Annotated in this window: 18 protein-coding genes; 8 read left to right on the forward strand and 10 right to left on the reverse strand. The window is 65.5% G+C overall.

Annotated elements, in window-relative coordinates; genetic code table 11:
- Nucleotides 1-380 precede the first annotated feature (380 nt).
- Both ACP156_RS13145 and metH read left to right on the forward strand, forming a co-directional pair.
- A complete protein-coding gene (locus tag ACP156_RS13145) occupies nt 381-1,442 on the forward strand; it encodes a homocysteine S-methyltransferase family protein (protein WP_425051785.1) in 1,062 nt (353 codons plus the stop codon).
- Nucleotides 1,435-4,152: a methionine synthase gene (metH, locus tag ACP156_RS13150; RefSeq protein WP_425051786.1), complete on the forward strand. Its 2,718-nt coding sequence runs from the start codon at nt 1,435-1,437 to the stop codon at nt 4,150-4,152. The genes ACP156_RS13145 and metH overlap by 8 nt, the downstream gene beginning before the upstream one ends.
- Before the next feature lie 79 nt (nt 4,153-4,231).
- Here the strand turns inward: metH and ACP156_RS13155 are convergent, their stop codons facing one another.
- From ACP156_RS13155 to ACP156_RS13170, 4 genes are all read right to left on the reverse strand, one after another.
- A complete protein-coding gene (locus ACP156_RS13155; protein WP_425051787.1) occupies nt 4,232-5,416 on the reverse strand; it encodes a PQQ-dependent sugar dehydrogenase in 1,185 nt (394 codons plus the stop codon).
- Nucleotides 5,417-5,539: 123 nt separating this feature from the next.
- A complete protein-coding gene (locus ACP156_RS13160; RefSeq protein WP_425051788.1) occupies nt 5,540-7,237 on the reverse strand; it encodes an alpha/beta hydrolase in 1,698 nt (565 codons plus the stop codon).
- Nucleotides 7,234-10,338 carry an efflux RND transporter permease subunit gene (locus tag ACP156_RS13165; RefSeq protein WP_425051789.1) on the reverse strand — a complete coding sequence of 1,035 codons (3,105 nt, stop codon included), beginning with the start codon at nt 10,336-10,338 and terminating at the stop codon, nt 7,234-7,236. Before ACP156_RS13165 ends, ACP156_RS13160 begins: the two co-directional genes overlap by 4 nt.
- Nucleotides 10,335-11,459: an efflux RND transporter periplasmic adaptor subunit gene (locus tag ACP156_RS13170; protein ID WP_425051790.1), complete on the reverse strand. Its 1,125-nt coding sequence runs from the start codon at nt 11,457-11,459 to the stop codon at nt 10,335-10,337. Before ACP156_RS13170 ends, ACP156_RS13165 begins: the two co-directional genes overlap by 4 nt.
- A 491-nt stretch (nt 11,460-11,950) precedes the next feature.
- Here ACP156_RS13170 and ACP156_RS13175 point away from each other — a divergent pair, with 491 nt between their 5' ends.
- The 6 genes from ACP156_RS13175 to ACP156_RS13200 all read left to right on the forward strand — a co-directional run bounded on the left by ACP156_RS13175 (nt 11,951) and on the right by ACP156_RS13200 (nt 19,122).
- Nucleotides 11,951-13,441, forward strand: a complete 1,491-nt coding sequence (locus ACP156_RS13175; protein ID WP_425051791.1) for a glucan biosynthesis protein — start codon at nt 11,951-11,953, stop codon at nt 13,439-13,441.
- Entirely contained in the window at nt 13,438-13,596 is a 159-nt protein-coding gene (locus tag ACP156_RS13180; protein ID WP_425051792.1) for a hypothetical protein, read from the forward strand. The genes ACP156_RS13175 and ACP156_RS13180 overlap by 4 nt, the downstream gene beginning before the upstream one ends.
- 5 nt (nt 13,597-13,601) lie before the next feature.
- Entirely contained in the window at nt 13,602-15,443 is a 1,842-nt protein-coding gene (mdoH, locus tag ACP156_RS13185; RefSeq protein WP_425051793.1) for a glucans biosynthesis glucosyltransferase MdoH, read from the forward strand.
- Nucleotides 15,430-16,689: an OpgC family protein gene (locus ACP156_RS13190; RefSeq protein WP_425051794.1), complete on the forward strand. Its 1,260-nt coding sequence runs from the start codon at nt 15,430-15,432 to the stop codon at nt 16,687-16,689. The genes mdoH and ACP156_RS13190 overlap by 14 nt, the downstream gene beginning before the upstream one ends.
- Before the next feature lie 59 nt (nt 16,690-16,748).
- On the forward strand, nt 16,749-17,771 hold the full coding sequence (locus ACP156_RS13195; RefSeq protein WP_425051795.1) for an AraC family transcriptional regulator ligand-binding domain-containing protein: 1,023 nt from the start codon (nt 16,749-16,751) through the stop codon (nt 17,769-17,771).
- Nucleotides 17,772-17,970: 199 nt separating this feature from the next.
- Nucleotides 17,971-19,122 (forward strand): SH3 domain-containing protein, encoded by a 1,152-nt coding sequence (locus tag ACP156_RS13200; RefSeq protein WP_425051796.1) that lies wholly within the window; start codon nt 17,971-17,973, stop codon nt 19,120-19,122.
- Between the two features lie 19 nt (nt 19,123-19,141).
- Here the strand turns inward: ACP156_RS13200 and ACP156_RS13205 are convergent, their stop codons facing one another.
- From ACP156_RS13205 to ACP156_RS13230, 6 genes are all read right to left on the reverse strand, one after another.
- Nucleotides 19,142-19,984 carry an amidohydrolase family protein gene (locus ACP156_RS13205; RefSeq protein WP_425051797.1) on the reverse strand — a complete coding sequence of 281 codons (843 nt, stop codon included), beginning with the start codon at nt 19,982-19,984 and terminating at the stop codon, nt 19,142-19,144.
- Between the two features lies 1 nt (nt 19,985).
- On the reverse strand, nt 19,986-21,023 hold the full coding sequence (locus ACP156_RS13210) for an aldo/keto reductase (protein ID WP_425051798.1): 1,038 nt from the start codon (nt 21,021-21,023) through the stop codon (nt 19,986-19,988).
- A 109-nt stretch (nt 21,024-21,132) separates the two neighbouring features.
- Nucleotides 21,133-21,414, reverse strand: a complete 282-nt coding sequence (locus ACP156_RS13215) for a hypothetical protein (RefSeq protein ID WP_425051799.1) — start codon at nt 21,412-21,414, stop codon at nt 21,133-21,135.
- Nucleotides 21,415-21,423: 9 nt separating this feature from the next.
- On the reverse strand, nt 21,424-21,714 hold the full coding sequence (locus tag ACP156_RS13220; RefSeq protein WP_425051800.1) for a hypothetical protein: 291 nt from the start codon (nt 21,712-21,714) through the stop codon (nt 21,424-21,426).
- A 114-nt stretch (nt 21,715-21,828) separates the two neighbouring features.
- Nucleotides 21,829-22,146: a DUF1244 domain-containing protein gene (locus tag ACP156_RS13225; protein WP_425051801.1), complete on the reverse strand. Its 318-nt coding sequence runs from the start codon at nt 22,144-22,146 to the stop codon at nt 21,829-21,831.
- Nucleotides 22,147-22,161: 15 nt separating this feature from the next.
- Nucleotides 22,162-22,902: an N-formylglutamate amidohydrolase gene (locus ACP156_RS13230; RefSeq protein WP_425051802.1), complete on the reverse strand. Its 741-nt coding sequence runs from the start codon at nt 22,900-22,902 to the stop codon at nt 22,162-22,164.
- Nucleotides 22,903-22,983: the final 81 nt, after the last annotated feature.

Below are 22,983 nucleotides of genomic sequence, written 5' to 3' on the forward strand. Positions count from 1 at the left end.
ACGGTCGGGTCACCCGGTGGCCGGGTCGGGCAGGTTGTATCACCTTTACTTGAGCGAGGAACAAAGCCGCGCGGCCGGTCCCATTGTCATCGGTTTACCGCGGCGACTTCGGGTTTGCTGGACGAAGACCCGCCCGACAACGTCTGTTGGCGTCGTCTGGAAAGGGCCGGACCTTGCAACACAGGCGCTTGCGCACGCCGGGCGTTCCGGGCCAGCGACATTATTTTAAGGGATTTCACAGGCGCGTCCGCGCCTCGTAGGGCCGGGAAGGCAGACAGGTTCTTGATTATGAAGAATGCTCATAATGATACGGAATATAATGAAGTTGATGGTGAGGCGGGGCCTCGGCTATCGGATCCTCTTGAACCGGCAGGATCCAAATGATCAATTTCTCACTACCGACCTCCGACAGCTTCAAGGCGCTTGAAGCGGCGGCTCGCGAACGCATCCTCATCCTCGACGGGGCGATGGGGACAATGATCCAGACGCTGAACATGTCCGAAGAGGACTTCACCGCGGGCGGGCATATTCATGGTCCCGGCTGCCGGCACCATCCGTCGGATCACCCGCAGAAGGGCAACAACGACCTTCTGGTTCTGACCCAGCCGAAGGCGGTCGAGGACATCCAGCTGCAATTCGCGCTGGCCGGGGCCGACATTCTGGAAACCAACACCTTCTCGTCCACGACCATCGCGCAGGCGGATTACGGGCTTGAGGGCGCGGTGCATGACCTGAACGTCGCCGGTGCGCAGGTTGCGCGGCGTGCGGCCGATTGGGCGCAGGCCAAGGATGGCCGCCCGCGCTTTGTCGCGGGGGCAGTCGGGCCGACCAACCGGACCGCATCCATCAGCCCGGACGTGAACGATCCGGGCTATCGTGCCGTGACCTTCGACGATCTGCGGCTTGCCTATGGCCAACAGATCGACGGACTGATCGAGGGCGGGTCCGACCTGATCCTGATCGAGACGATCTTCGACACGCTCAACGCCAAGGCCGCGATCTTCGCCGCCTTCGAAAGCTTCGCGAAGGTCGGCCGCCGCCTGCCGATCATGATCTCGGGCACCATCACCGATGCCTCGGGCCGGACGCTGTCGGGCCAGACCCCTACCGCCTTCTGGCACTCTGTCCGCCACGCCCGTCCGTTCACGGTGGGGCTGAACTGCGCGCTGGGCGCCGACGCGATGCGGCCGCACCTGTCCGAACTGGCCGGGGTCGCGGAAACGCGCATCTGCGCCTATCCCAATGCCGGCCTGCCCAACGCCTTCGGTCAGTACGATGAACAGCCCGAGGACACCGCCAGCAAGGTCGAGGTCTTTGCGAAGGAAGGGCTGGTAAATGTCGTCGGGGGCTGCTGCGGCACCACGCCCGAGCATATCCGCGCCATCGCAGACCACGTCGCCGCCTATGCGCCGCGCAAGCCCCGGGGGGCCGCCAATGTCTGACCCCTTGCTGCGTCTGTCGGGCCTTGAACCCTTTGTCCTGACCAAGGACATCCCCTTCGTGAACGTGGGCGAGCGGACCAACGTGACCGGTTCGGCCAAGTTCCGGAAGCTGATCACCAACCGTGACTATGCAACCGCCCTCGACGTTGCGCGCGATCAGGTCGAAAACGGCGCCCAGATCATCGACATCAACATGGACGAGGGGCTTATCGACTCGAAGCAGGCGATGATCGACTTCCTGAACCTCGTCGCCGCCGAGCCTGACATCGCCCGCGTGCCGGTGATGATCGACAGCTCCAAATGGGAGGTGATCGAAGCGGGCTTGCAATGCGTGCAGGGCAAGCCGGTGGTCAACTCGATCTCGTTGAAGGAAGGCGAAGAGGCGTTCGTGCACCATGCCAGCCTTTGCCTTGCCTACGGCGCCGCCGTCGTCGTCATGGCCTTCGACGAGCAGGGTCAGGCCGACAGTTTCGAGCGCAAGACAGAGATCTGCGCGCGGGCCTACAAGATCCTGACCGAGCAGGTCGGCTTCCCGCCCGAAGACATCATCTTCGACCCCAACGTGTTCGCCGTCGCGACCGGCATCGAGGAACACGACAACTACGGCGTGGATTTCATCGAGGCCACGCGCTGGATTCGTCAGAACCTGCCGCACTGTCATATCTCGGGCGGCGTTTCGAACCTGTCGTTCAGCTTTCGCGGAAACGAACCGGTGCGCGAGGCGATGCACGCGGTCTTCCTGTACCACGCCATCAAGGTTGGCATGGACATGGGAATCGTCAACGCGGGTCAGCTGGCGGTGTACGACCAGATCGACCCGGACCTGCGCGAAGCCTGCGAGGATGTCGTCCTGAACCGCACGCCCGCCAACGGCGGCAACGCGACCGAGAACCTTCTGGACATCGCCGAGCGCTACAAGGGCGACAAGCGGGAAGAGAAGAAACGCGACCTTGCATGGCGCGAGTGGCCGGTCGAGAAGCGGCTGGAACACGCGCTGGTCAACGGCATCACCGAGTTCGTCGAGGAAGACACCGAAGCCGCGCGCGTCGCCGCCGAGAAGCCGCTCGATGTGATCGAGGGGCCGCTGATGGCAGGCATGAACGTCGTGGGCGACCTGTTCGGCGCCGGCAAGATGTTCCTGCCGCAGGTGGTGAAATCGGCCCGCGTGATGAAGCAGGCGGTCGGCGTCCTTTTGCCCTACATGGAGGCCGAGAAGGAAGGGCGGCGCGAAAGCGCGGGCCGTGTTCTTATGGCCACCGTGAAGGGCGACGTGCACGACATCGGCAAGAACATCGTCGGCGTCGTTCTGGCCTGCAACAACTACGAGATCATCGACCTTGGCGTCATGGTGCCGCCGCAGAAGATCCTGGAAGAGGCAAAGGCCCACAACGTCGACATCATCGGTCTATCGGGGCTGATCACGCCGTCGCTCGACGAAATGGTACACCTTGCCACCGAGCTGGAGCGCGAAGGCTTTGATGTGCCGCTGCTGATCGGCGGCGCGACGACCTCGAAGGTGCATACCGCCGTCAAGATCTCTCCCCAATACAGCAAGAGCCAGGCGATCTACGTCACCGACGCCAGCCGCGCCGTGGGGGTCGTGTCTTCGCTGCTCAGCAAGACGCAGAAACAGCCCTATATCGACGGCATCCGCGCCGAGTATTCCGAGGTCGCCGAACGTCACGAGCGTGCGGAACGGGCCAAGCAACGCCTGCCTCTGGCCGCCGCGCGGGACAATGCGATGAAGATCGACTGGTCCGGCTACACCGCGACCGCGCCGTCCTTTACGGGCGCGAAGGTGATCGAGGGCTGGGATCTTGCAGAGATCGCCCGCTACATCGACTGGACGCCGTTCTTCCAGACGTGGGAGCTGAAGGGTGTCTATCCCCGCATCCTTGAACACGAGAAATACGGCGAGGCCGCGCGCAGCCTGTTCAACGACGCGCAAGCCATGCTGCAACGGATCATCGGCGAAGAGTGGTTCCGGCCGCGCGCCGTTGTCGGCTTCTGGCCCGCGAATGCGGTCGGCGACGATATCCGTCTGTTCAAGGACGACAGCCGGTCTGAACCGCTTGCGACGCTGCACACGCTGCGCCAGCAGACCTCCAAGCGCCGCGACAGCCCCAACGTGGCCCTGTCCGATTTCGTCGCGCCCGAGGGCACGCCGGACTGGGTCGGCGGCTTCGTCGTGACCGCCGGGCCGGAAGAGGTCGCGATTGCCGAGCGGTTCGAGAAGGACGGCGACGACTATGGTGCGATCATGGTCAAGGCGCTGGCCGACCGCTACGCCGAGGCGATGGCCGAGATGCTGCACCAGCGGGTGCGCCGCGAGCACTGGGGCTATGCGAAGGACGAGACCTTCGAGCCGCAGGAACTGATCGGCGAACCCTATGACGGTATCCGTCCCGCACCGGGTTATCCCGCCCAGCCGGACCACACCGAGAAGCGGACGCTGTTCGACCTGCTGAACGCGGAACAGACCACCGGGGTCGAATTGACCGAGAGCATGGCGATGTGGCCCGGTTCTTCGGTGTCGGGGCTGTATATCGGGCACCCGCAGGCCTATTACTTCGGCGTCGCCAAGGTCGAGCGGGATCAGGTCGAGGATTATGCCGCCCGCAAGGGAATGGACGTCGAAGAGGTGGAACGCTGGCTGTCACCGATCCTGAACTACCGCCCCGGCGCCGCCGCCGCCATCGCGGCGGAGTAGGGGGCCGGGGACGTCAGGCCGGGGGCAAACCACGCCCAAGCGCAACGGACGTGTTGCCGGTCGCGAACGGCTGACGACGTCAACTGCCGGGCGTCAGCCGGATCAGCGCGCCGTTGCCGCTGTCGGTAAGGATCATGATCGCGCCGTCTTCGGCGACGTCCACGTCGCGGACGCGGCCCTGTCCCTGAAGATAGCGGCCCTCGCCAGTGACCTTGCCGTCTTCGAGCGTCAGGCGGACGAGAGATTGTGAAGCAAGCCCGCCGATCAGCGCGTCGCCTTGCCAGTCGGGGAACATTCCGCCGTCATAGAAGACCATCCCCGACGGCGCGATGACCGGGTCCCAGTAATAGACCGGCTGCTCGACATCGTCCCGCGCGGTTACCCCTTCGCCGACGGTCCCGCCGGAATACTCGACGCCATAGGTGACCTCGGGCCAGCCATAATTGAGCCCGGCCTCGGGCCGGTTGAGTTCGTCACCGCCGCGCGGGCCATGTTCGACCGTCCAAAGCGCGCCGTCGGGGCCAAGAGCGGCGGATTGCAGGTTGCGGTGGCCGTAGGACCATATCTCGGGCAGGCCGCCGTCGATCTCGGGGTTGCCCTCTGCCGCGCCGCCCATCGGGTCTATGCGGATGACCTTGCCAAGGTGGGTGTCCACGTCCTGCGCCAGTTGCCGCGGTTCGGGCATCGAGCGTTCGCCGGTCGTCACGAAAAGCGCGCCCGTCTCGTCGAACACCAGACGCGAGCCGAAATGGCGGGTCGAGGCCCATGCGGGCTGCTGTTGGAAGACGACCTCGACGTCTTCCATCGTGCTGCCGTCCTCGGACAGCACGCCGGTTGCGACGGCCGTCGCGTTCTCGCCGCCACCACGCGGTTCCGAAAAGCTCCACCAAACGCGGCGGGTCTCGGCGAAGTCATCGGCGACGGTCACGTCCAGAAGCCCGCCCTGCCCTCGACCGTCGACCTCGGGCAGGCCGTCGATGGGGGCAGAGATATCGCCGCCCGCTGTTACGATCCGCATCCGGCCCGGGCGTTCGGTGACGATCCAGCTTCCATCCGGCAGCTGATCCATGCCCCACGGATTTTGCAGCCCGCCCGCGATCACCTCTCGTTCCAGCGTCACGCCGTCGTCGATGACGGGCGCGCGGGTCTGGTTCTCGAAGGCGGGTTCCTGTCCGGGCGCGTTGGCCGGGGCGGCGTTGAAATCCTGCGCCGAAGCGGCGTGGGCGGACAGTACGAGGGCGGTGGCGGAAACGATCATGCGCATGGTGCGGCCTCTCTGGGCGGAAGGACTGGGGCAGAAGGACTGGGGCGGGCGGTCTGGACAGAAGGCTAGGGGGCGGTGCCGCTACGTCCACCGGTGATGCCGCGCCTGTCGCATTCGTGAACGTCAGTTGCCGCCCTTGGGCCGCGCATCGTTCATCAGATCCGCCAGCCGCGCGTTGTCCTCGGCAGTCCAGTCCTCGGGTTGCGTGACGCCCATCCAGCCGGTGCCATAGTCGACCATGCGATAGTTGTGCCCGTGGCCCGCCGGCGTGTTAAACGCGCCAAGCATGTCGACGGCGACCTGCCACATGGTGACGACAGGCGTCCACTCGAACTCGGGCGACACATCGGGCCCGCGCGGTTCGTCCAGCCAGTCTGGCCTGCGGTACCACATGCTTTCCTGGAAGAAGACAATCGCGTCGGTCGGATAGGCAAGGTAGGCGATGCGCACCGGACCCCAGTCCGGCCCGGCGTCGTCCAGACTGTTGGAGCGGGTAAGAGTGCGGAACACCGTGCCGTCCTCGAACACCGGCTGCCAGTCCGGCGAGTCCGGGTCGCGGTTCGCGCGGATGCTGCGCCAGACCGGATTGCGGAACGGCGGCCCGACCCAAAGCGCGCCGCTGATCCGGTCCTTCACCAGCGACTGCAGCGTGATCGACCCTTCGGAGCCGAGCGAACCGAGGCTGAGCCCGAACAGGTACAGTTCCGGCCGGTCGTCTTCGGGCAGCGAGGCCCAGTGGTCGTAGATTTCTCTGAACACCACCGTCGCCGACTCTTGCACCAGCCCCGGCTGAAGGATCAGCGACAGAGGGCTGGAAAGGTACGAATACTGCACGGCGACAACCGCCGTGTCGCCATCGTGCATGAATTCCAGCGGCGTGATTCCGTTGTCGTCGATCCAGCCGGTGCCGGTGGGTGTCGCGATGACAAGGATCTTCCGGTCGAAGGCGCCGCTGCGTTTCAGTTCCTCCAGCGCGAGCGCGGCGCGCTCTTCGTGGTCGTCGCCTGCACGAAGGCCGACGTACAGCCGGATCGGGTCCAGCGCCGCGCGTCCGGTGAAGTCCGAGATCTCTTCGGCCACGTGTCCCTCGGTCATGTACAGCTTGCCGGAATAGCCCAGCAGATCCCACGGGACGAGAGAGTCGGGGCTGCCCGAGAAGTTGGCCGTTGTCGGCGGCACGGCGCCCTCGGGGTCGCGGGTGTCGGCGGCGGCCAGCGTGTTGTCGATCACCATGATGACACCGCGTACAAGGGTGCCGTTCACCACCAGCACCAGCAGGACGGCGAACACGGCGATGCCGAGAACCGACGCGATGCGACGTTGCGACACGCGTTTGGGCAGGCGCGCGGCCCAGCCCACGCCCAGCACCAGCAACCGGCCGATCAGCAGAAGCAGCCCCGCGACGATCAGCATGATCGCGATGATCCGGAGGTAGTACTCGTGATCCACCTGCGGCATTTCAAGGAGTTCGCGGGCGGGCACCTGCCAGTCCCGCGTCTGCATGAAATACCAGCCCAGACGCGCCACCGTGACCGCGATCAGGACCCAATACAGGGGACGCCGGTAGCGTTGCGGAATCACCGGGAGTTCGAGGAACTCCCAAAGCGCGGCCAACGCCGCGCCAAAGCCGTAACCGACGGCCAGAACAACCCCCGACAGAAGGCCCTGGAACAGCCAGTCACGCGGCACCAGCGAGGGCGTGAAGGTCGACGCGCACCACAGCCCGCCGAAATACAGGCCGGTCAGCGACAGGCGGCCGATCCAGCGGCGCCTGGGTTCGGGTTTCGGCGTTCGGTGCGGTCTTGCAAGTTCATGTCTCATGCCCGCCGCACCTCCTTCCGTTCCCCCAGCAGCAGCATGGCAGGCGTCACGACCAAAGTCAGCACCGTAGCAAACATCAGGCCGCCTGCGATGGCCGTGGAAAGCTCGATCCACCACTGTGTCGACGGGGCGCCGAACTGAAGCGTGCGCGTGAAGAAGTTGATGTTGACCGCCAGCACCATCGGCATCAGGCCAAGCGCCGTGGTCGCCGTTGTCAGCAGGACGGGGCGCAGGCGCTGGGCCCCGGTTCTCAGCGCCGCCTCGCGGGGCGGGACGCCGTCGCGGCGCAGGTCGTTGTAGCAGTCGATCAGCACGATGTTGTTGTTCACGACGATCCCGGCCAGCGCGATCACACCGATACCGCCCATCACGATGCCGAACGGACGGCCCGCAATCAGGGTGCCCAGCAGCACGCCGACGATCGAGAATACGATCGCGCTGAGGACCACGAAGGCCTGATAGAAATTGTTGAACTGGGTGACGAGGATGATCAGCATCAGGAAGATCGCCGAGATGAACGCCAATACAAGGAAGCTGGCGGCTTCCTCCTGATCCTGCGCCTCGCCCGAAAAGCTCCAGCTGACGCCGTCCGGCAATTCGGTGGACTCCAGCGCGGTGCGCAAGGCGATCACCTGATCGTTGACCAAGAGGCCGGGCGCGACGTTGGAACTGACGGTCAGCACCCGCCGCTCGTCGACGCGCCGCAGGGTGCCGACCCGTTCGGCGGCCTCGAAGGTCACGAAGTTCGACACCGGGGACAGGCCGGCACTGACCGGCACCCGAAGGTTCGCCAGCGACGACAGGGTGCGCTCGTCGGGCGGAAAGCGCATGCGGATGTCCAGCGAGTCGTTCTCGCCCGGCGCGCGGTAGGTCGAGATGTTCACGCCCTGCGTCAGCAGTTGCAGGGCGCGGCCCAGAAGCGTGATGTCGGCCCCGAACCGCGCCGCTTCCTCGCGTTGCACGTTCACCGCGACTTCGATGCCGGGCAGGCTGCGGTCGTCCTCGACATCGGTGAAGCCGCCCAACTGGTCCATCAACTCGCGCACCTGCACCACCGCCGCGTCGGCGGCTTCGGGGTCGTCGGCGCTAAGCCGCAAGCTGACTGGCTTCCCCTGCGTCGGCCCGGCAGAGGCGGTTTCGACCTGCACCTCGACCCCGGCGATGTCGTCGACGACCGCGCGGATGTCCGCGCCGATCTCTGCCGCCGTGCGCCGCGTGTCCCAATCGGTCAGATCGGCCTGAATGGTGCCGATGATCTCTTCGTCCTGCAGCACCGATCCCAGACTGGACCGGGCATAAAGATGCTCGATCTCGTCGAACCCGTGCAGGCGCTCTTCGACCAGACGCAGCAACCGGTCCCTCTCGGACAGCGAAAAGATGTCGCGCGCCCGCAGTTCGATCGCCATCGTCTCGGGCTCTTGCTCGGGGAAGAACTCCACGCCTTTGCCGAACTGGCCATAGATCGCGAACGTCCCCAGCAGCATCGCGACCGCCAGAAGAACGGTCGTTGCGGGGCGAAGGACGGCCCAGTTCAACAGCCAGACATAGGTACGCGTGGCGCCGGACGAGTCGCGGCGCGGGTCGCCTTTCTCGGTCGCCTGCAACGCGGCCTTGGCCTTGGCGGTGCGGGGCTGGCGGCGTCCGATCATGCCGCCCAGCACCGGCACGAAGATCAGTGCCATCAAAAGCGACGCAATCAGCGTGACGATCACCGTCACCGGCAGAAACCGCATGAACTGTCCGACGATCCCACCCCAGAACAGCAGCGGGAAGAACACCGACAGGGTCGTCGCGGTCGAGGCGATGATCGGCCATGCCATCCGGCGCGCGGCAAAGCGGTAGGCGGCGCGCGGGTCGTCGCCTTCCTGCAACCGCCGGTCGGCCAGATCGGTGATCACGATTGCGCCGTCGACCAGCATGCCCACAACGAGGATCAGCGCGAAAAGCACGATGCTGTTCAGTGTGTAGCCGATCAACCAGATGACCGCGACGCCGGTCAGGAACGATCCGGGGATCGCCACGCCGACCAGAAGCGCCGAGCGCAGGCCAAGCGCCCAGACCACCACGATCATCACCAGAAGGATCGCGGCGATGACGCTGGCCTCCAGATCTGACAGCAGCGTCTCGATCTGCTCGCTCTGGTCCGAGAGATAGACGATCTCGACGCTTTCGGGCCAATCCGCCGAAACCCGTTCGACCGCCGCTTTCACCAGCTCCACCGTCGCGATGAGGTTCGCGCCCGCGCGTTTCTTGACTTCGAGCGACAGCGCGGGCTGACCGTCAAGACGAACGCGGCCTGTCGGGTCTTCGAACGCGCGGCGCACGGTCGCGACGTCGCGAAGCGATACAACGGTGCCGTCGCGAACCTTCACCGGCATCGATTCAAGATCGGCCAGCGACTGGATGGTGCCCGGGACTTTCAACACCAGCCGCCCGCGCCCGGTGTCCAGCGCGCCCGCAGCGACCAGCCGGTTGTTCGCCTGCACCTGTCCCAGCACTTCGTCGAAAGACAACTGGTAGGTCTCGAACACTGTTGGCAGAACCTGGATCTCGATGAACTGCTCGCGCATGCCGCCGATGTCGGCTTCGAGCACGCCGGAAAGCGCCTCGATCTCGGTTTGCAGCGCTTCGGCCATCGCGTTAAGCGCCCGTTCGGGAACCGGCCCGCTGAGGATCAGTGTGATGATCGGGAACAGCGACACGTCCAGTTCGGTGACCGTGATGTCATAGGCGTCGTCCGGCAGGTCGGCTTCCGCCCGGTCGGCTGCCTCGCGGGTGCGCGTCAAAGCGGTGTCGACATCGCTTCCCGCCTCGAACTCAAGCCGAAGGGTGACGTACCCCTCTGCCGCCGTGCCGGTCATCTGCTTCAGCCCGTCGACCGACGAGAACTCGCGCTCCATCGGCTTCAGCAGCAGTTCTTCCGCGTCGCCGGGTGCGATCCCGTCGGCGCCGGTGGTGACAAAGGCGTAGGGGATCGTGACCTCGGGGCTCGCCTCTTTCGGGATCATCGCATAGGAATAGGCCCCCACGGCCAGCAGCAGAACCAGCGCCATCACCACAACGCGGGTGCGCGCGAAGGCCGCTTCGATCAGCGCCTTCACGACGGGTCGTCCTCGAACGGCGCCGTGCGCACCCGTTCGCCCGCAGCGACATAGCCCTGCCCGGTCGCGATGATGTTGGCGGTCTCGGGCAGCCCGGCGACCCAGACGCCCTCAAGATCCGCCGAGACAAGCGTGACCGCGTGAAACTCGACGGTGTTGTCCGGGGTCACGGTCTTGATCCCCATCTCGCCCGCGTCATTCAGCGTCAGTTCGGAGGACGAGACGAAATGACCCTCGGTCGTTTCCGTGGGGATGCGCACGCGCACCGACAGGCCGGCGGGGATCGAGACGCCCTCGTTCTTGACCTCGATCTCGGCGTCGAAGGTGCGGGTCGCGGCATTCGCTGTCGTCGAAACGAACGTGACCTCGCCCTCGCGGGACTGGCCGGTCAGGAACTCGACGGTCGCGACCTGTCCGGCCCGGACGCGGCCGGCGGATTGCTGCGGCACGTCGATGGACACGGTCAGCGGGTCATGATCGACGATGCGCGCCACTTCGGTCCCGGCGGCGATGAATTCTCCGAGTTCCATCGGCAGGGCCTCGATCCTGCCATCGAACGGTGCGGTGATCGTTCCGTCCGCAAGCGCCTCTTGTGCGCTGACCAGTTGCGATTCCGCCGACGCCAGCGCGGTGCGCGCCTCGGCCACGCGGTCGACCGTCGCCACGCCCCGCTCCAGCAGTGCGGTGGCGTTGTCGAATTCGCGTTGGGCCCGGTCCCGCGTTTCCTCGGCGGATCGCACCGCCGCTTCCAGCCGCTCGGGCGCGTTGCGGGCGATTACGTCGCCTTCGGACACGTCGCTGCCGACGCGCACCAGCAATTCGCGCACCGTGCCCGAGGTCTCTGCCCGGACCGAGGTGTCGCGATCGGGAAGGGCGACGCCCTCGGCTTCGAAAAAGACCGTAACCGGCTCGGCGACGGAATGGCGTACGGCGACCAGAACCGGCAGCGCCTCGGCGCTTTCCTGCGGGCCGTCGTCGGTCTCGCTTGGAAACACCACGCCGCTGGCCATCCAGAGGACCAGCGCCACGGATATGCCAGCGGCGAGCCATGCAGAGCGGCTTGCGCCCGGATCGTCCTTGAAGCCGAGTGTTTCGCGCTGGGCCGGATCGGTAGATGTCATGGCGTCTGAATTCCGCATGTCCGAACGCCGGGCGGCGTCGATTCTGAGATCGAGTATGCAGGCGCACCCAAGCCGCACAACCCTGAGCAAAGTCGAAGATGCGCTGGTGTGCCGTCGTGTCGCGCGCTTTCGTGAATGTTGTTAAGGTGCTGCGCCCCGTATCGGCTTGGCCGCAACGGCGACAGCGACCTGACGCTACGTCCGTCGACCGGGGCCCGACCCGGCGGGCGGTCCCCCGATATCTGCCGATGGCGATTCCCCGCTTTCGCGATTGCCGCCCTAGGCGGACAGTCGCGCGTGTTTTTCGTAGCCAATTGATTTCCGGCCAAACCAATTCACTTATTGCGACAGGGAGGACATCGACGGAGTGAAACGTGACCAAGCCATTGGCCCCGAACGAATGCAATCGTGACCGATTTTTTCCCCGACCCTCCCGCCGCTCCTTCCTGTCCGGACTTGCCGGATCGGTTGCGCTGCCGGCCATTCCGGGCATGGCGTGGGCACAGGAGGCACCCGAGGCCGCGCCATTCTCGTTCGACTGGCTGACAGACCGGATGCGCGCCGCCGCGCGGGAAGAGCCGGCTGCGCCCGAACCGATCGCCGACTTCCTCGCCGAACTGGATTACGACGCGTACCAGCGGATCAACTTCAACCGCGAACGCAGCCGCTGGGCCGACATGGACGGCAGCCGCTTCCAGTTCGAGACGTTCCACCTTGGCTGGCTGTTCAAGGAACCGGTCCACATCTACGAGGTGGACGACGGACAGTCGGTTCCGATGAACTTCTCAAGCGACGATTTCGTCTATTACGAGCCCGTCGAGGGCGCCGAGGGGCACTTTGATCTGCCGGGAGTCGCGGGCTTCCGCCTGTTGTCGCAGCTTAACCGCGCGGACGTCTACGACGAGCTTGTAGCTTTCCTTGGGGCGAGCTATTTCCGCGCCTTGGGCAAGGACTGCCTGTACGGCCTCAGCGCACGCGGACTGGCTGTGAATACAGGGGTTTCCGGGGGCGAGGAGTTCCCGCGATTCACCGATTTCTGGGTCGAGCGGCCGACCCCCGACAGTGACACAATGGTGTTCTACGCAGCGCTGCGCAGTCCTTCCGTAACCGGTGCCTACCGGTTCGCAATCACGCCGGGTCCGACGACCACGATGGAAGTCACCGCGCGCCTGTTCCTGCGCGAGGACATTCAGCAACTGGGCATCGCGCCGCTGACCTCGATGTTCCTCTACGGCGGCGCCGATCCGGGCGAGTTCGATGACTTCCGTCCCGCGGTTCACGACAGCGAGGCGCTGGTCATGACCATGCACTCGGGCGAGACCTTCTTCCGCCCGCTGAACAACCCGCCGCGCCTGTCGGGCAGCTTCCTTGGCGCGAACGGTCTGGCAAGCTTCGGGCTGGTGCAGCGCGACCGCGACTTCGACACCTATCTCGATGCGCAGGCGCATTACGAACGGCGCCCGACGCTGACGGTCGAACCGATCGGCGATTGGGGGCAGGGCACCGTCCGCCTGCTGGAGATTCCGTCGGATCTGGAAGTGAACGACAACATCGTCGCCTACTGGATTCCCGAGGGTGAAACGAAGGCCGGGGACGAACTGGAGTTCAGTTATCGCCTGAACTGGGGACTCGACCCGCAGGGCAGCGGATCTTCTGAACGTGCCCGAGTTTTGCGCACGCGAGTCGGTAAAGGAGGCGTTGCAGGCGTCGAGGAAGAGACGGATCGGCGGAAATTCGTCGTGGATTTCCAAGGAGGACTTTTGTCGGAACTTCCACCGGACCGTGAAGTTACAGCTAACGTTAGCGTTCTGCGGGGCGAGGTCGAAGAGACCGTCCTCTCGCGTGTTTCCGGTACCGACATCTGGCGGCTGGTTATCGAGGCGACCGCCGAGCCCGGCACAACGGCCGAGCTGAAGGCCTCGCTCGAAGGATACGGAAGGCCCCTGACTGAAACGTGGCTCTACCAATGGGTGAAAGAATGACCGAAGAGCAATCCGCAATCGCCGAGCGCGCCGAGGGGTGGACCCCTCCGGAAGCGCCGCTCGACATGCCCAGCCAGGTGCTGGAAAGCCGTGCCCGCCGCGTGCGGGCGCCGGGCTTCCTGCTTCGCCTGCTGCCGATGCGCCGGACCGCCTGACCTAAATGCACGACCCAAGTCCTTCGTCCCGCAACGAGGCCACGACCGATGGCCGGCCGCCCGTCGATACGGCGACCGCCGGCTTTCGCGTCACCGCCATTTCTTGCGCGCTGCTTGCGGCGACCGTCGCGTCCGGTCTTCTGGCCGAAGCGTCGATCCAGGACGGGGTCGAGGTCTTGGACATCGTGCGTGTCGTGCTGATCTTCGTGACGACCGCGTGGTTGTCGTGGGGCGCGATGCTTGCCTTCCTCGGGCTGGCACGCACCCGCGTGTCGGCAGAACCCGAACTTCAGATGCCGCAGCCACCGACCGTCGTGCTGGTTCCTATCTGCAATGAAGACCCGGTTGCGACTTTTGCGCGGGTCGCCGCGATGGACCGCTCGATCCGAGAGGCGGGCATCCGCGCCGATATCGCAATCCTCTCTGACACCCGCGCCCCCGAAGCGGCCGCCCACGAGCGCCGCGCTTTCGCGCGCCTGATGGCCGAGACGGACGGGGCAAAGCGGATCTTCTACCGCCAGCGCGAAGACGGGCGCGGCCGCAAGGCGGGCAATGTCGAGGATTTCATCCGCCGGTCTGGCGGGGCCTATGACTTTGCCGTGATTCTTGACGCCGACAGTCTGATGGAAGGCTCTGCGATCCGGGGCATGATCGCCCGGATGCGGGCCGATCCGAAGCTTGGCCTTCTACAGACCTTGCCGCGCATCGTCGCGGGGCATTCCTTTTTCGGGCGCGCGATGCAGTTCGCCGCCGCCTTCCATGGCCCGGTCTTCACGCGCGGCCTTGCCCGCATGCAGGGCGTCACCGGCCCGTTCTGGGGTCACAACGCCATCGTGCGCGTCCGCGCCTTCGCCGAAAGCTGCGGGCTTCCCGAGCTTTCCGGCAAACCGCCCTTCGGCGGCCACATCCTGAGCCACGACTATGTCGAGGCCGCGCTTCTGGCCCGCGCCGGCTGGAGCGTGAAGGTCGATGCCAGCATCGACGGATCCTATGAAGAGGGCCCCGAGAACGTCCTGTCCTACGCCAAACGCGACCGCCGCTGGTGTCAGGGCAACCTGCAGCACATCCGCCTGCTGTTCGCACCGGGCCTTGCCGGGTGGAGCCGTTTCGTCTTTCTGCAGGGCATCTTCTCGTATCTCGTATCGCTTCTGTGGGCCGGTTTCCTTATCGCGTCGGTCGCGGCGACCGTGACTGCGCCCGCGCCCGACTATTTCCCCGACCGCTACCAGTTGTTCCCCGTGTTCCCGACCGACCGCTCGCGCGAAATCATGGCGCTCGCGCTGGGCATCCTTGGTTTGCTGGTCCTGCCGAAGTTCGCGATCTGGGCGCAATCGCTGGCCGAGGGCCGCGTGCGCGGCTTCGGGGGCGCGGTGGGATCCTTCATCTCGGTCGTGACCGAGATCCTGCTGACCTCGCTGCTGGCGCCGGTGATGCTGATGTACCAGTCCCGCGCCGTGCTGCAGGTGCTGAGCGGGCGTGACGGCGGCTGGCCCGCGAACGCGCGGGGCGAGGGCAAGCTGTCCATCGCGCAGGCAACGCGGGCGAGTTTCTGGATCGTGCTGGCGGGCGGCGCCATCTACTTCGCGACGGCATGGCTGGCGCCGGACCTTGCGCCGTGGCTGCTGCCGGTCTGCGTTCCGATGCTGCTGGCCCCGCTGCTGATCGCCTGGACGTCGCGCCCTCTGACCCACGCGCTGTTCCGCGCGCCGGAAGAGCGGGCCGTGCCGCCGGTGCTTGAGCGTTTCCGCGAGATCCACGGCGACTGGCTGGACGAACTTCAGTCGTCGCAGGACACCCGCGCCGTGGCCTCGTCCGCGTCCGGGGCTGGCGCGCATGTCCCAGCCTGACGCCAAATTGCTTCCGTTCCCGAAAGCCCCGCGCGAGCGTCGGCCGCGGGATCCGCGCATCGACGCCTTCCGCGGCCTTGCGCTGGCGATGATCTTCATCGACCACATGCCGGGGAACCCCTACGAGCATTTCACCCTGCGCAACTGGGGTTTCTCGGACGCCGCCGAGGCGTTCTTCGTGATGTCCGGGATCGCGGCGGGCTTGGCCTATGCCGGGCGGTTCCTGCCCGAGTCGCGGGCCGAGAAGGGCATCTGGCCCGCAGTCGCCCCGGTCTGGAGCCGGGCCTGGACGCTGTACCTTGTCCACCTGTTCCTGACTCTGGCGGTGATCACGATGTTCGCAGCCGGGGCCGAGTATTTCGGAATGGCGTCGCTTTTGCAAAAGCACAACCTCGGCGCGGTCTGGGACGACCCGCAAGAGACGCTGTTCGGCCTGACGCTGCTGGGCCACCAGATTGGCTATGTGAACATCCTGCCGGTCTACACCGTCCTGCTGCTGGCTGCGCCGGCGGCGATCCTGCTGGCGTTGAAGCGTCCATGGCTGCTGTTCGCGCTATCGGCGGGTCTTTGGTTCGCTGCCGGTCTGTGGCGGCTGAACCTTCCCAACTTCCCGAAGCAGGGGTCTTGGTTCTTCAGCCCCGCCTCGTGGCAGTTCATCTTCGTGACGGGCTTGCTGATCGGCATCTACATGCGGCGCGGCGAGCGGTTCGTCGCCCGGTCCAAGTGGCTGTTCGGCATCGCGGCGGCGTTCCTGATCTTCACGCTGGTCTGGAAATACGTGCCCGGCGTCGGTCCGTTCATGAACAACCAGATGTGGAAGCTGTCGGAACTGGGCCTGCCGTTCCACATCACCTCGCACAACAAGACCTTCCTTGCCACGCCCCGGCTGCTGCATGCGCTGGCGCTTGTTTACGTCATCTCGTGCATTCCGTGGGTCACCCGCCTGTGTGCCCACCGCCTTGCCGCGCCGCTGCGTCTGATGGGGCGGCAGGGGCTGCTGGTCTTCGCCGCCGGGACCGTGCTGGCGCTGGGCTTTCAGGTGATCCTGTTCGGCACCGACAAGGCGCCGCCGCTGGCCTGGGGCCTGCCGCCCGTCGGGCTTGCCCTGCTGCTGTCGCTGGCGTGGGCCGCCGACTGGCGTCGCCGCCGCGAAAGCGTGCGTCTGCCCGATCAGCCTTTGAGGCGCGAAGAGTTGCGCGCGCGCGCCGCGCCGATGACGGCCCCGAAACTGGGCGGTACAAGCTAGGCTCTCCCGCCCTGCCGATGCAGTCTTGAGGCTTCTGCCGCTTCGGTGCATTGGAAAGCATGACCCGCGTCCGCTCTTCAACCGCTCCCCGGCATAGTCCCGCATGGGCGATCCAGCTTGCCGCTTATCTGCGCGAGCATGGCACAGAGCCGGAACCGCTGATGCGGGCGGCGGGCTTTCCATCTGGAAAGCAGACCACGGCCGATGACCGGGTGCCGTTCCACTGGATCACGGCGTTCTTCGAGATCGCCGCGCGTGAAACCAACGATGACCTGCTTGGGTTTCACTTCGGCCAGACCGCCGACGTCCGCGATTCCGGGTTGGTCGGGTTCCTCGGCGCCTATGCCGAGACGTTGCGCGACGCGATCCACAACTCGGCCTTCTACGCCCGTGTGTTCGGCGATGGTGTAGCTTTCGACACAACGCGCCTTGATGCCGAGGGTCGGTTGGGATGGGATTACAACCTTCCGGCGTCAGTCGACACGCGGCAGTACGCGGAATGGTACGCCGCGACGTGTGTCTCTGTCTGCCGGACCGCCGCCGGTTCGCACATACGGCCCCGGCGCGTCTGCCTGCGCCATCCCCATCGCAACGCGTCCGACGAGATGGCGCGCTTTTTCGGGTGCGAAGTGGAATTCGGGGCGGACGAGAACGCGGTGTATTTCGAGCCCGGTGCGCTTGACCGGCGCATCCCCGCGTCGGACCGCAAACTGTTGGCCTATCTCAGGGGCGTCGCGCAGGACATTCTTGACCGGCACGGCGGGAACGTCCCCGATCTTCCCGCGCAGATCGAACGCCTGATCATGGCGCGCCTGTCGTCCGGCCGCGTCGGCCAGGACGAGATCGCCGCCGAACTCGGGATGAGCCAGCGCACCTTGTCGCGGCGGCTTCAGGAGATGGACCTGACCTTTCGCGGGCTGCTGGACGGTCTGCGCGAGGCGCTGGCAACCCGATACCTGTCCGAAAGCGACCTGACGCAGGCGCAGATCGCCTTCATGCTGGGATTCGCCGACCAGAGCAGCTTTATCACCGCCTACCGCCGGTGGACCGGGAAAACCCCCGGTGACGCGCGCCGGCACTAGGCGGTTATTTCGCCAGCAAGCCTCTGAGTTTAATTGCAGATCACGGCTCTGCATCAGCCTGTCTTACGTTTGGTAAATTAGTTGCCGCATCGTTACCGCGACGGGCTATTCTGACCCTGCGTCACCCGGCTTCCGGGCCGGTGTCGCAAGGTCTTCGCGTATTCCCGCGGGATGGGATTTCAGATGGGAGTTGCCCGACATGAACAGGATAAGAACCGCCGCCCTTGCGACTGTGCTGGGGCTGTTCGGCCTTGAGGCCGACGCGCGCCAGATGCGCGAGGAGACGGTGCATTTCGACGAAGGCCAGACGACGGTCGAACTGCTCGACCACATCGTCGGGCGCGAAGCGGTCACGTATCGGGTTTATGTCCGCAAGGATCAGACGCTTCAGGTCCGGCTCGACCCGTCCAATCCGGGTACGTATTTCAACGTCTACGAACCGGACAAGGGGCCGGGCGATATCGCAATAGGGTCCAGCGACCGAACGGGCCCGACGGTACCGGACATCAATTCCTTCAGCACCAAAGTCAGCGAGTCCGGGATCTACAAGGTCTCGGTCTACCTTGTCCGCGCCGCCGCACGCGAGGGCGAGCATTCGCGCTATATCCTCGAAGTCACAGCCGGCGACGTGCAGGGCGAAGTCGCCAGCGCCTCGAACGCGCCGGCCTCGGCCGAAATGGCGTTTTCGGGGCCAGAGTTCTACGTCGTCGACGTCAACAGCCGCCTGCGCATACATGCCGCGCCAAGCGCCGAGTCGGAGGTTGTCATGCACGCAGGCAACGGCACCGTGTTCCGCAACCTTGGCTGCCTGCGGGAGGCCGACCGCACGTGGTGCGAGATCGAGCGGCCCTCTGACGGCCTGACCGGTTGGGCCGCGTCAGAGTACCTGCACGGTGAAAGCGGCGCCTTCACGACGCTCGTCGGGCTGGAGGAAACCCCCTATGGCCACGTCGATGGCTGGAACATCCTTGTTCGTCCCGACACCGGAAATGGCTGCATCGCGGAATCCACCCGCGATGGCGTTCAGATCCAGATCGGGTTCGACCCGGTGGACGACAGCACTTTCCTTGCCATCTTCACCGAAAAGCACATGGGCTTCGAGAACGGCGAACACCTTGCCGTGCTGTTCGATCTGGATGGCGACGCGTTCGTTGGCGACATTACCGAAGAAAAGCGGCCCGGGTTCGAGGGTGGGTATGTCCACGTCACGAACCCGGATTTCCTGATGGACCTGTCCGAAAAGGAGACGCTGACGGTCAAACCGGCGGGCATTCCGCCGTTCGCGGTGAGTCTCGACGGATCGAAAGCCGCGATCGGCAAGATGATCGAATGCCAGCTGGCCCAGATGTGACCGGCCGGCGCGGGCCGGATCAGACGTCCAGCCCGTAGAACTCGACGGCCGTGCCCCCGAACACGCGGGCGCGGTCGGCATCGGACAGACCGGCGGTCAGGTCCTCGGCGGCTGCGCGCCAGCGGTCGTATTCGCAGCGCAAGCGGACCACGGGCCAGTCGGACCCCCACATGATCCGCGACGGGCCGAACACCTCGAAGATATGGTCGGCGTAGGGCTTCAGGTCCGCGACCGTCCAGTCCTCCGTCGCCTCGGTCACCAGCGCCGAGAACTTGCAGTACGCGCCGGTCTCTGTCGCGATCTTCGTCATGCCATCGGCCCAGAACCGGAAATGATCGTCGGACTTGCCGGCGATGTCGGGCTTCATGCAGTGATCGACGACGGTGCGCATCTCGGGATAGCGGGTCAGGATCGTCAGAAAGTTGGCAAGGTGCCGGGGAAAGCCGAGCGCGTCGAAGCACAGGCCAAGCTCGGCCACCTTGGCGAAACCCCACTGAACGTCGTCGCGCAGCATCCAGTCGTCGTCCGGAATGTCCTGGATCATCGGGCGTACGCCCAGGAACTTCGGATGCCCGGCCAGCCGCTCCATCGCCTCGGCATCGGCGGCATTCTCGAAGTCCACCCAGCCCACGACCCCCGCGATATGCGGCGTCGCGTCGGCAAGGCCCAGCATGTATTCGCTTTCGTTCACGGTCGGCGCGGCCTGCACCAGCACGGTGTAGTCGATGCCATGCGCGGCAAGCGCCGGCGCAAGGTCGGCGGGGCCATAGGGGCGCGACAGCGTCGCGTTGTCCTTGGGCATCCAGCCGTAGTCGCCCCGCGCGGGGTTCCAGAAATGCTGGTGCGCGTCGATCTGTACCATCTTAATTTCCTCCCTCGACCGGCGCGTCGGACCGCATCAGTCCCTGCGCTTTCAGGTCTTCCCAAAGCGCGGCCGGGATCCGCGCCTTGGCCGCCTGCACGTTCGAATTCATCTCGGCCACGCCCTGACCGCCGGGGATCACCGACACCACCGCCGGATGCAGCAGCGGGAAGCGATAGGCCGCATCCACCAGCCGCACCCCGTGATCCTCGCAGACCGACTGGATGCGTCCCACGCGATCGAGGATCTCCTGCGGGGCGGGATCGTAGTTGTAGAACGCGCCGGGCCGGGGGCCGGTGGCGAGAATGCCCGAGTTATATGCGCCGCCAACGACGATGCCGATGCCGCGCTTGGTGCAAAGCGGCAGGAAGCTGTTCAGCGCTTCCTGCTCCAGCAGGGTATAGCGCCCGGCCAGCAGGAACATGTCCGGATCGCCGCGTTCGGCCACCCATTGCGCCGACTGCCATTCGTTTACGCCGGTGCCGAAGGCTTTGATGACGCCTTGCTCGCGCAGTTCCACCAGCGCCTTGTGGCCGCCCTCCATGAACTCTGCAAGCTTGGCATCCAGCGTGTCCTGCGTGCCGTGGTTGAAGATGTCGAGGTCGTGGCCGAACAGGATATCGACCCGGTCGACGCCCAGACGCTCCAGCGAGAATTCAAGCGAGCGCATCGTGCCGTCATAGCCGTAGTCGTAGACCTCCTGCCGAGCGGGCACGTCGAACCACTTGCCAAACCCGTCACGCTGGTCGGGCGGGCAGGGGCGCAGCAGACGGCCGACCTTGGTCGACAGAACGTACTCGTCGCGGGGCTTGTCGCGCAGGAAGCGGTTCAGCCGGGTTTCGGACAGACCCAGACCATACAGAGGCGCGGTGTCGTAATAGCGCAGGCCGCTGTCCCACGCGATCTGAAGAAGCGCGTCGACCTCTTCGTCCGAGACGGCCCGGTAAAGGTTGCCGATCGGCGCGCTGCCAAATCCCATTTCGGTAAAGGTCAGGCCGCCGTTGCCCAGACGGTCCCAGGCGCGTGTATCGATTGTCATGAAATCCTCCAGCTTGCGGCGGAGCCTAGTGCAGGGCGGGAAAGCCCTGCAAGCGGGTTTGCCGAAGTGTCAGCCGAAGGGGCAGGGGGCCGGCAGGCGGCCCACCGCTTCAGTTGAACAGAAGTCCGCGCAAGCTGTACGAGCCGCCAAGGATCGACTTGATCTTCGCCTGCTTGTCGCCCCGGCTTCCGGGGCCGTGCAGCGCGGCCTTGATCTCTGCCAGTTTGGCGTTGGATAGCTGCGACAGGTCCACGCCCTGAACGTACCGCGGAAGCTCGCGCTCGACCGAGCGGATCAGTTGCGCCCGCGCGGCGTCATAGTTCGCATAGGCCGGGGCGGACAGGGACAGCGCCACGGCAGTGGCCACGGCTGCGAGAATGGAACGTTTCATAGCGGTCTCCTAACGGTAATAGGTCGCGTTTGCGATCGCGGTCTTAAGTTTCAGCCGCTTTTTCAGGTAGTCGTCGTTCGAGTTCAGGATGATGAACAACGAACTGACGCTGTGGGTGTCCATCCGGGCGACGTCGGCGCGCAGGTTGTACTTGCGCAGTCCGCTCTCGACCTGCGCCACCAATTGCGCGCTTGGCGCGGCGACGGCGGCAGTGGGGATCGCGACGGTCAGCACCGGAACCACGGCCAGCGGGGCGGCCAGGGGCAGGATCATAAATGCGGCGGCAATAATGCGTTTCATGGAAACCTCCTTCAGAATGGTTGCTGCCTAAAGCGCGGACGGCCCGCAGGGCAAATGAACTCTGCCCTGCACGGGACGATGCGCCGGAAACCGCCAGTCCGCCGGATGCGCCGGTCAGCCCTTGGCGTTGCCCACGTTTTCCTGAAACGCCTTCTCGAAAGCGGCCTGTTTCTCGGGGCCGGCTTCGGTCTGGTTCAGCGTCTTCCAGTCGTCGTAGGGCATGCCATAGAACGCCTCGCGCCCATCCTCCTTCGACATCTCGATGCCGCGCTCGTTCGCGGCTTCATGATACCAGCGCGACAGGCAGTTGCGGCAGAAGCCCGCAAGATTCATCAGGTCGATGTTCTGCACGTCGGGCCGGTCCTGCATCAGGTGCTGTTGCAGGCGGCGGAAGGCGGCGGCCTCGAGTTCAAGCTTGGTCTGGTCGTCCATGACGGTCCTCCTGCATCAAAGTTGGGTGCGGCGCAGCGCGTCTTCAAGCATCGGCGCAAGCCTGTCGGCCCATGCGTGCTGGTCGTGCTCGGTCTCGATCAGGTCGTGACGGACCTCGATCAGCGCGTTGGGCCGCCCGTGGTGCAGCGCGTGCCGGTCGACGCTGTCGCCTTTCAGCGCCCCCGAATAGGGCTCGTTCTCGCCCACGAACAGATCCGGCTCTTCGCGCAGACGGTCGATCAGCGCCCGGCCAAGCCGCGCGTCGTAGCCGTACAGCACGCCCACCTGCCACGGCCGCATCGCGCGCCCGTTCAGCCGGGGCGTGAAGCTGTGGATCGCGACGTACACGGTGTCGTCGCGCCGGGCCGCAAGCGTCTCGAGCGCGTCGTGATAGGGGCGGTAGCACAGGTTCAGCCGCTTCTCGCGTTCGGCGGCGTCCATCCGGCGGTTACCGGGGATCACGGTGCCGTCGTACAACTGCATCAGAAGCGTCGGGTCGTCCTCGCCCCGGTTCGGGTCGATCACGAGCCGCGAGAAAGTCGACAGGATCGCGGGGCTGTCCAGCCGCTCTGCCAGCCTGCGCGTCAGTTCCGCCGCGCCAAGGTCATAGGCGATGTGGCGGCCCATTTCGCGCTCGGGCAGGCCAAGGTCGCCATTCGCGATCATTGGCGGCACCGCGTTCGAGGCATGGTCGCACGTGATCAGAAAACGTCCCGGCCTGTCGGCCCCGTGAACTTGATAAGCGTCAAAGCCCATGAATGTGGCATCCCTTGTATCGGTCGGATGAATAAGACGCCGGATCGGGAAGCGCCAGTTGTCAGTTCACGGGAATTCCGC

Origin of the sequence: Psychromarinibacter sp. S121, from assembly GCF_049801035.1 — a bacterium.
Lineage (GTDB): Bacteria > Pseudomonadota > Alphaproteobacteria > Rhodobacterales > Rhodobacteraceae > Psychromarinibacter.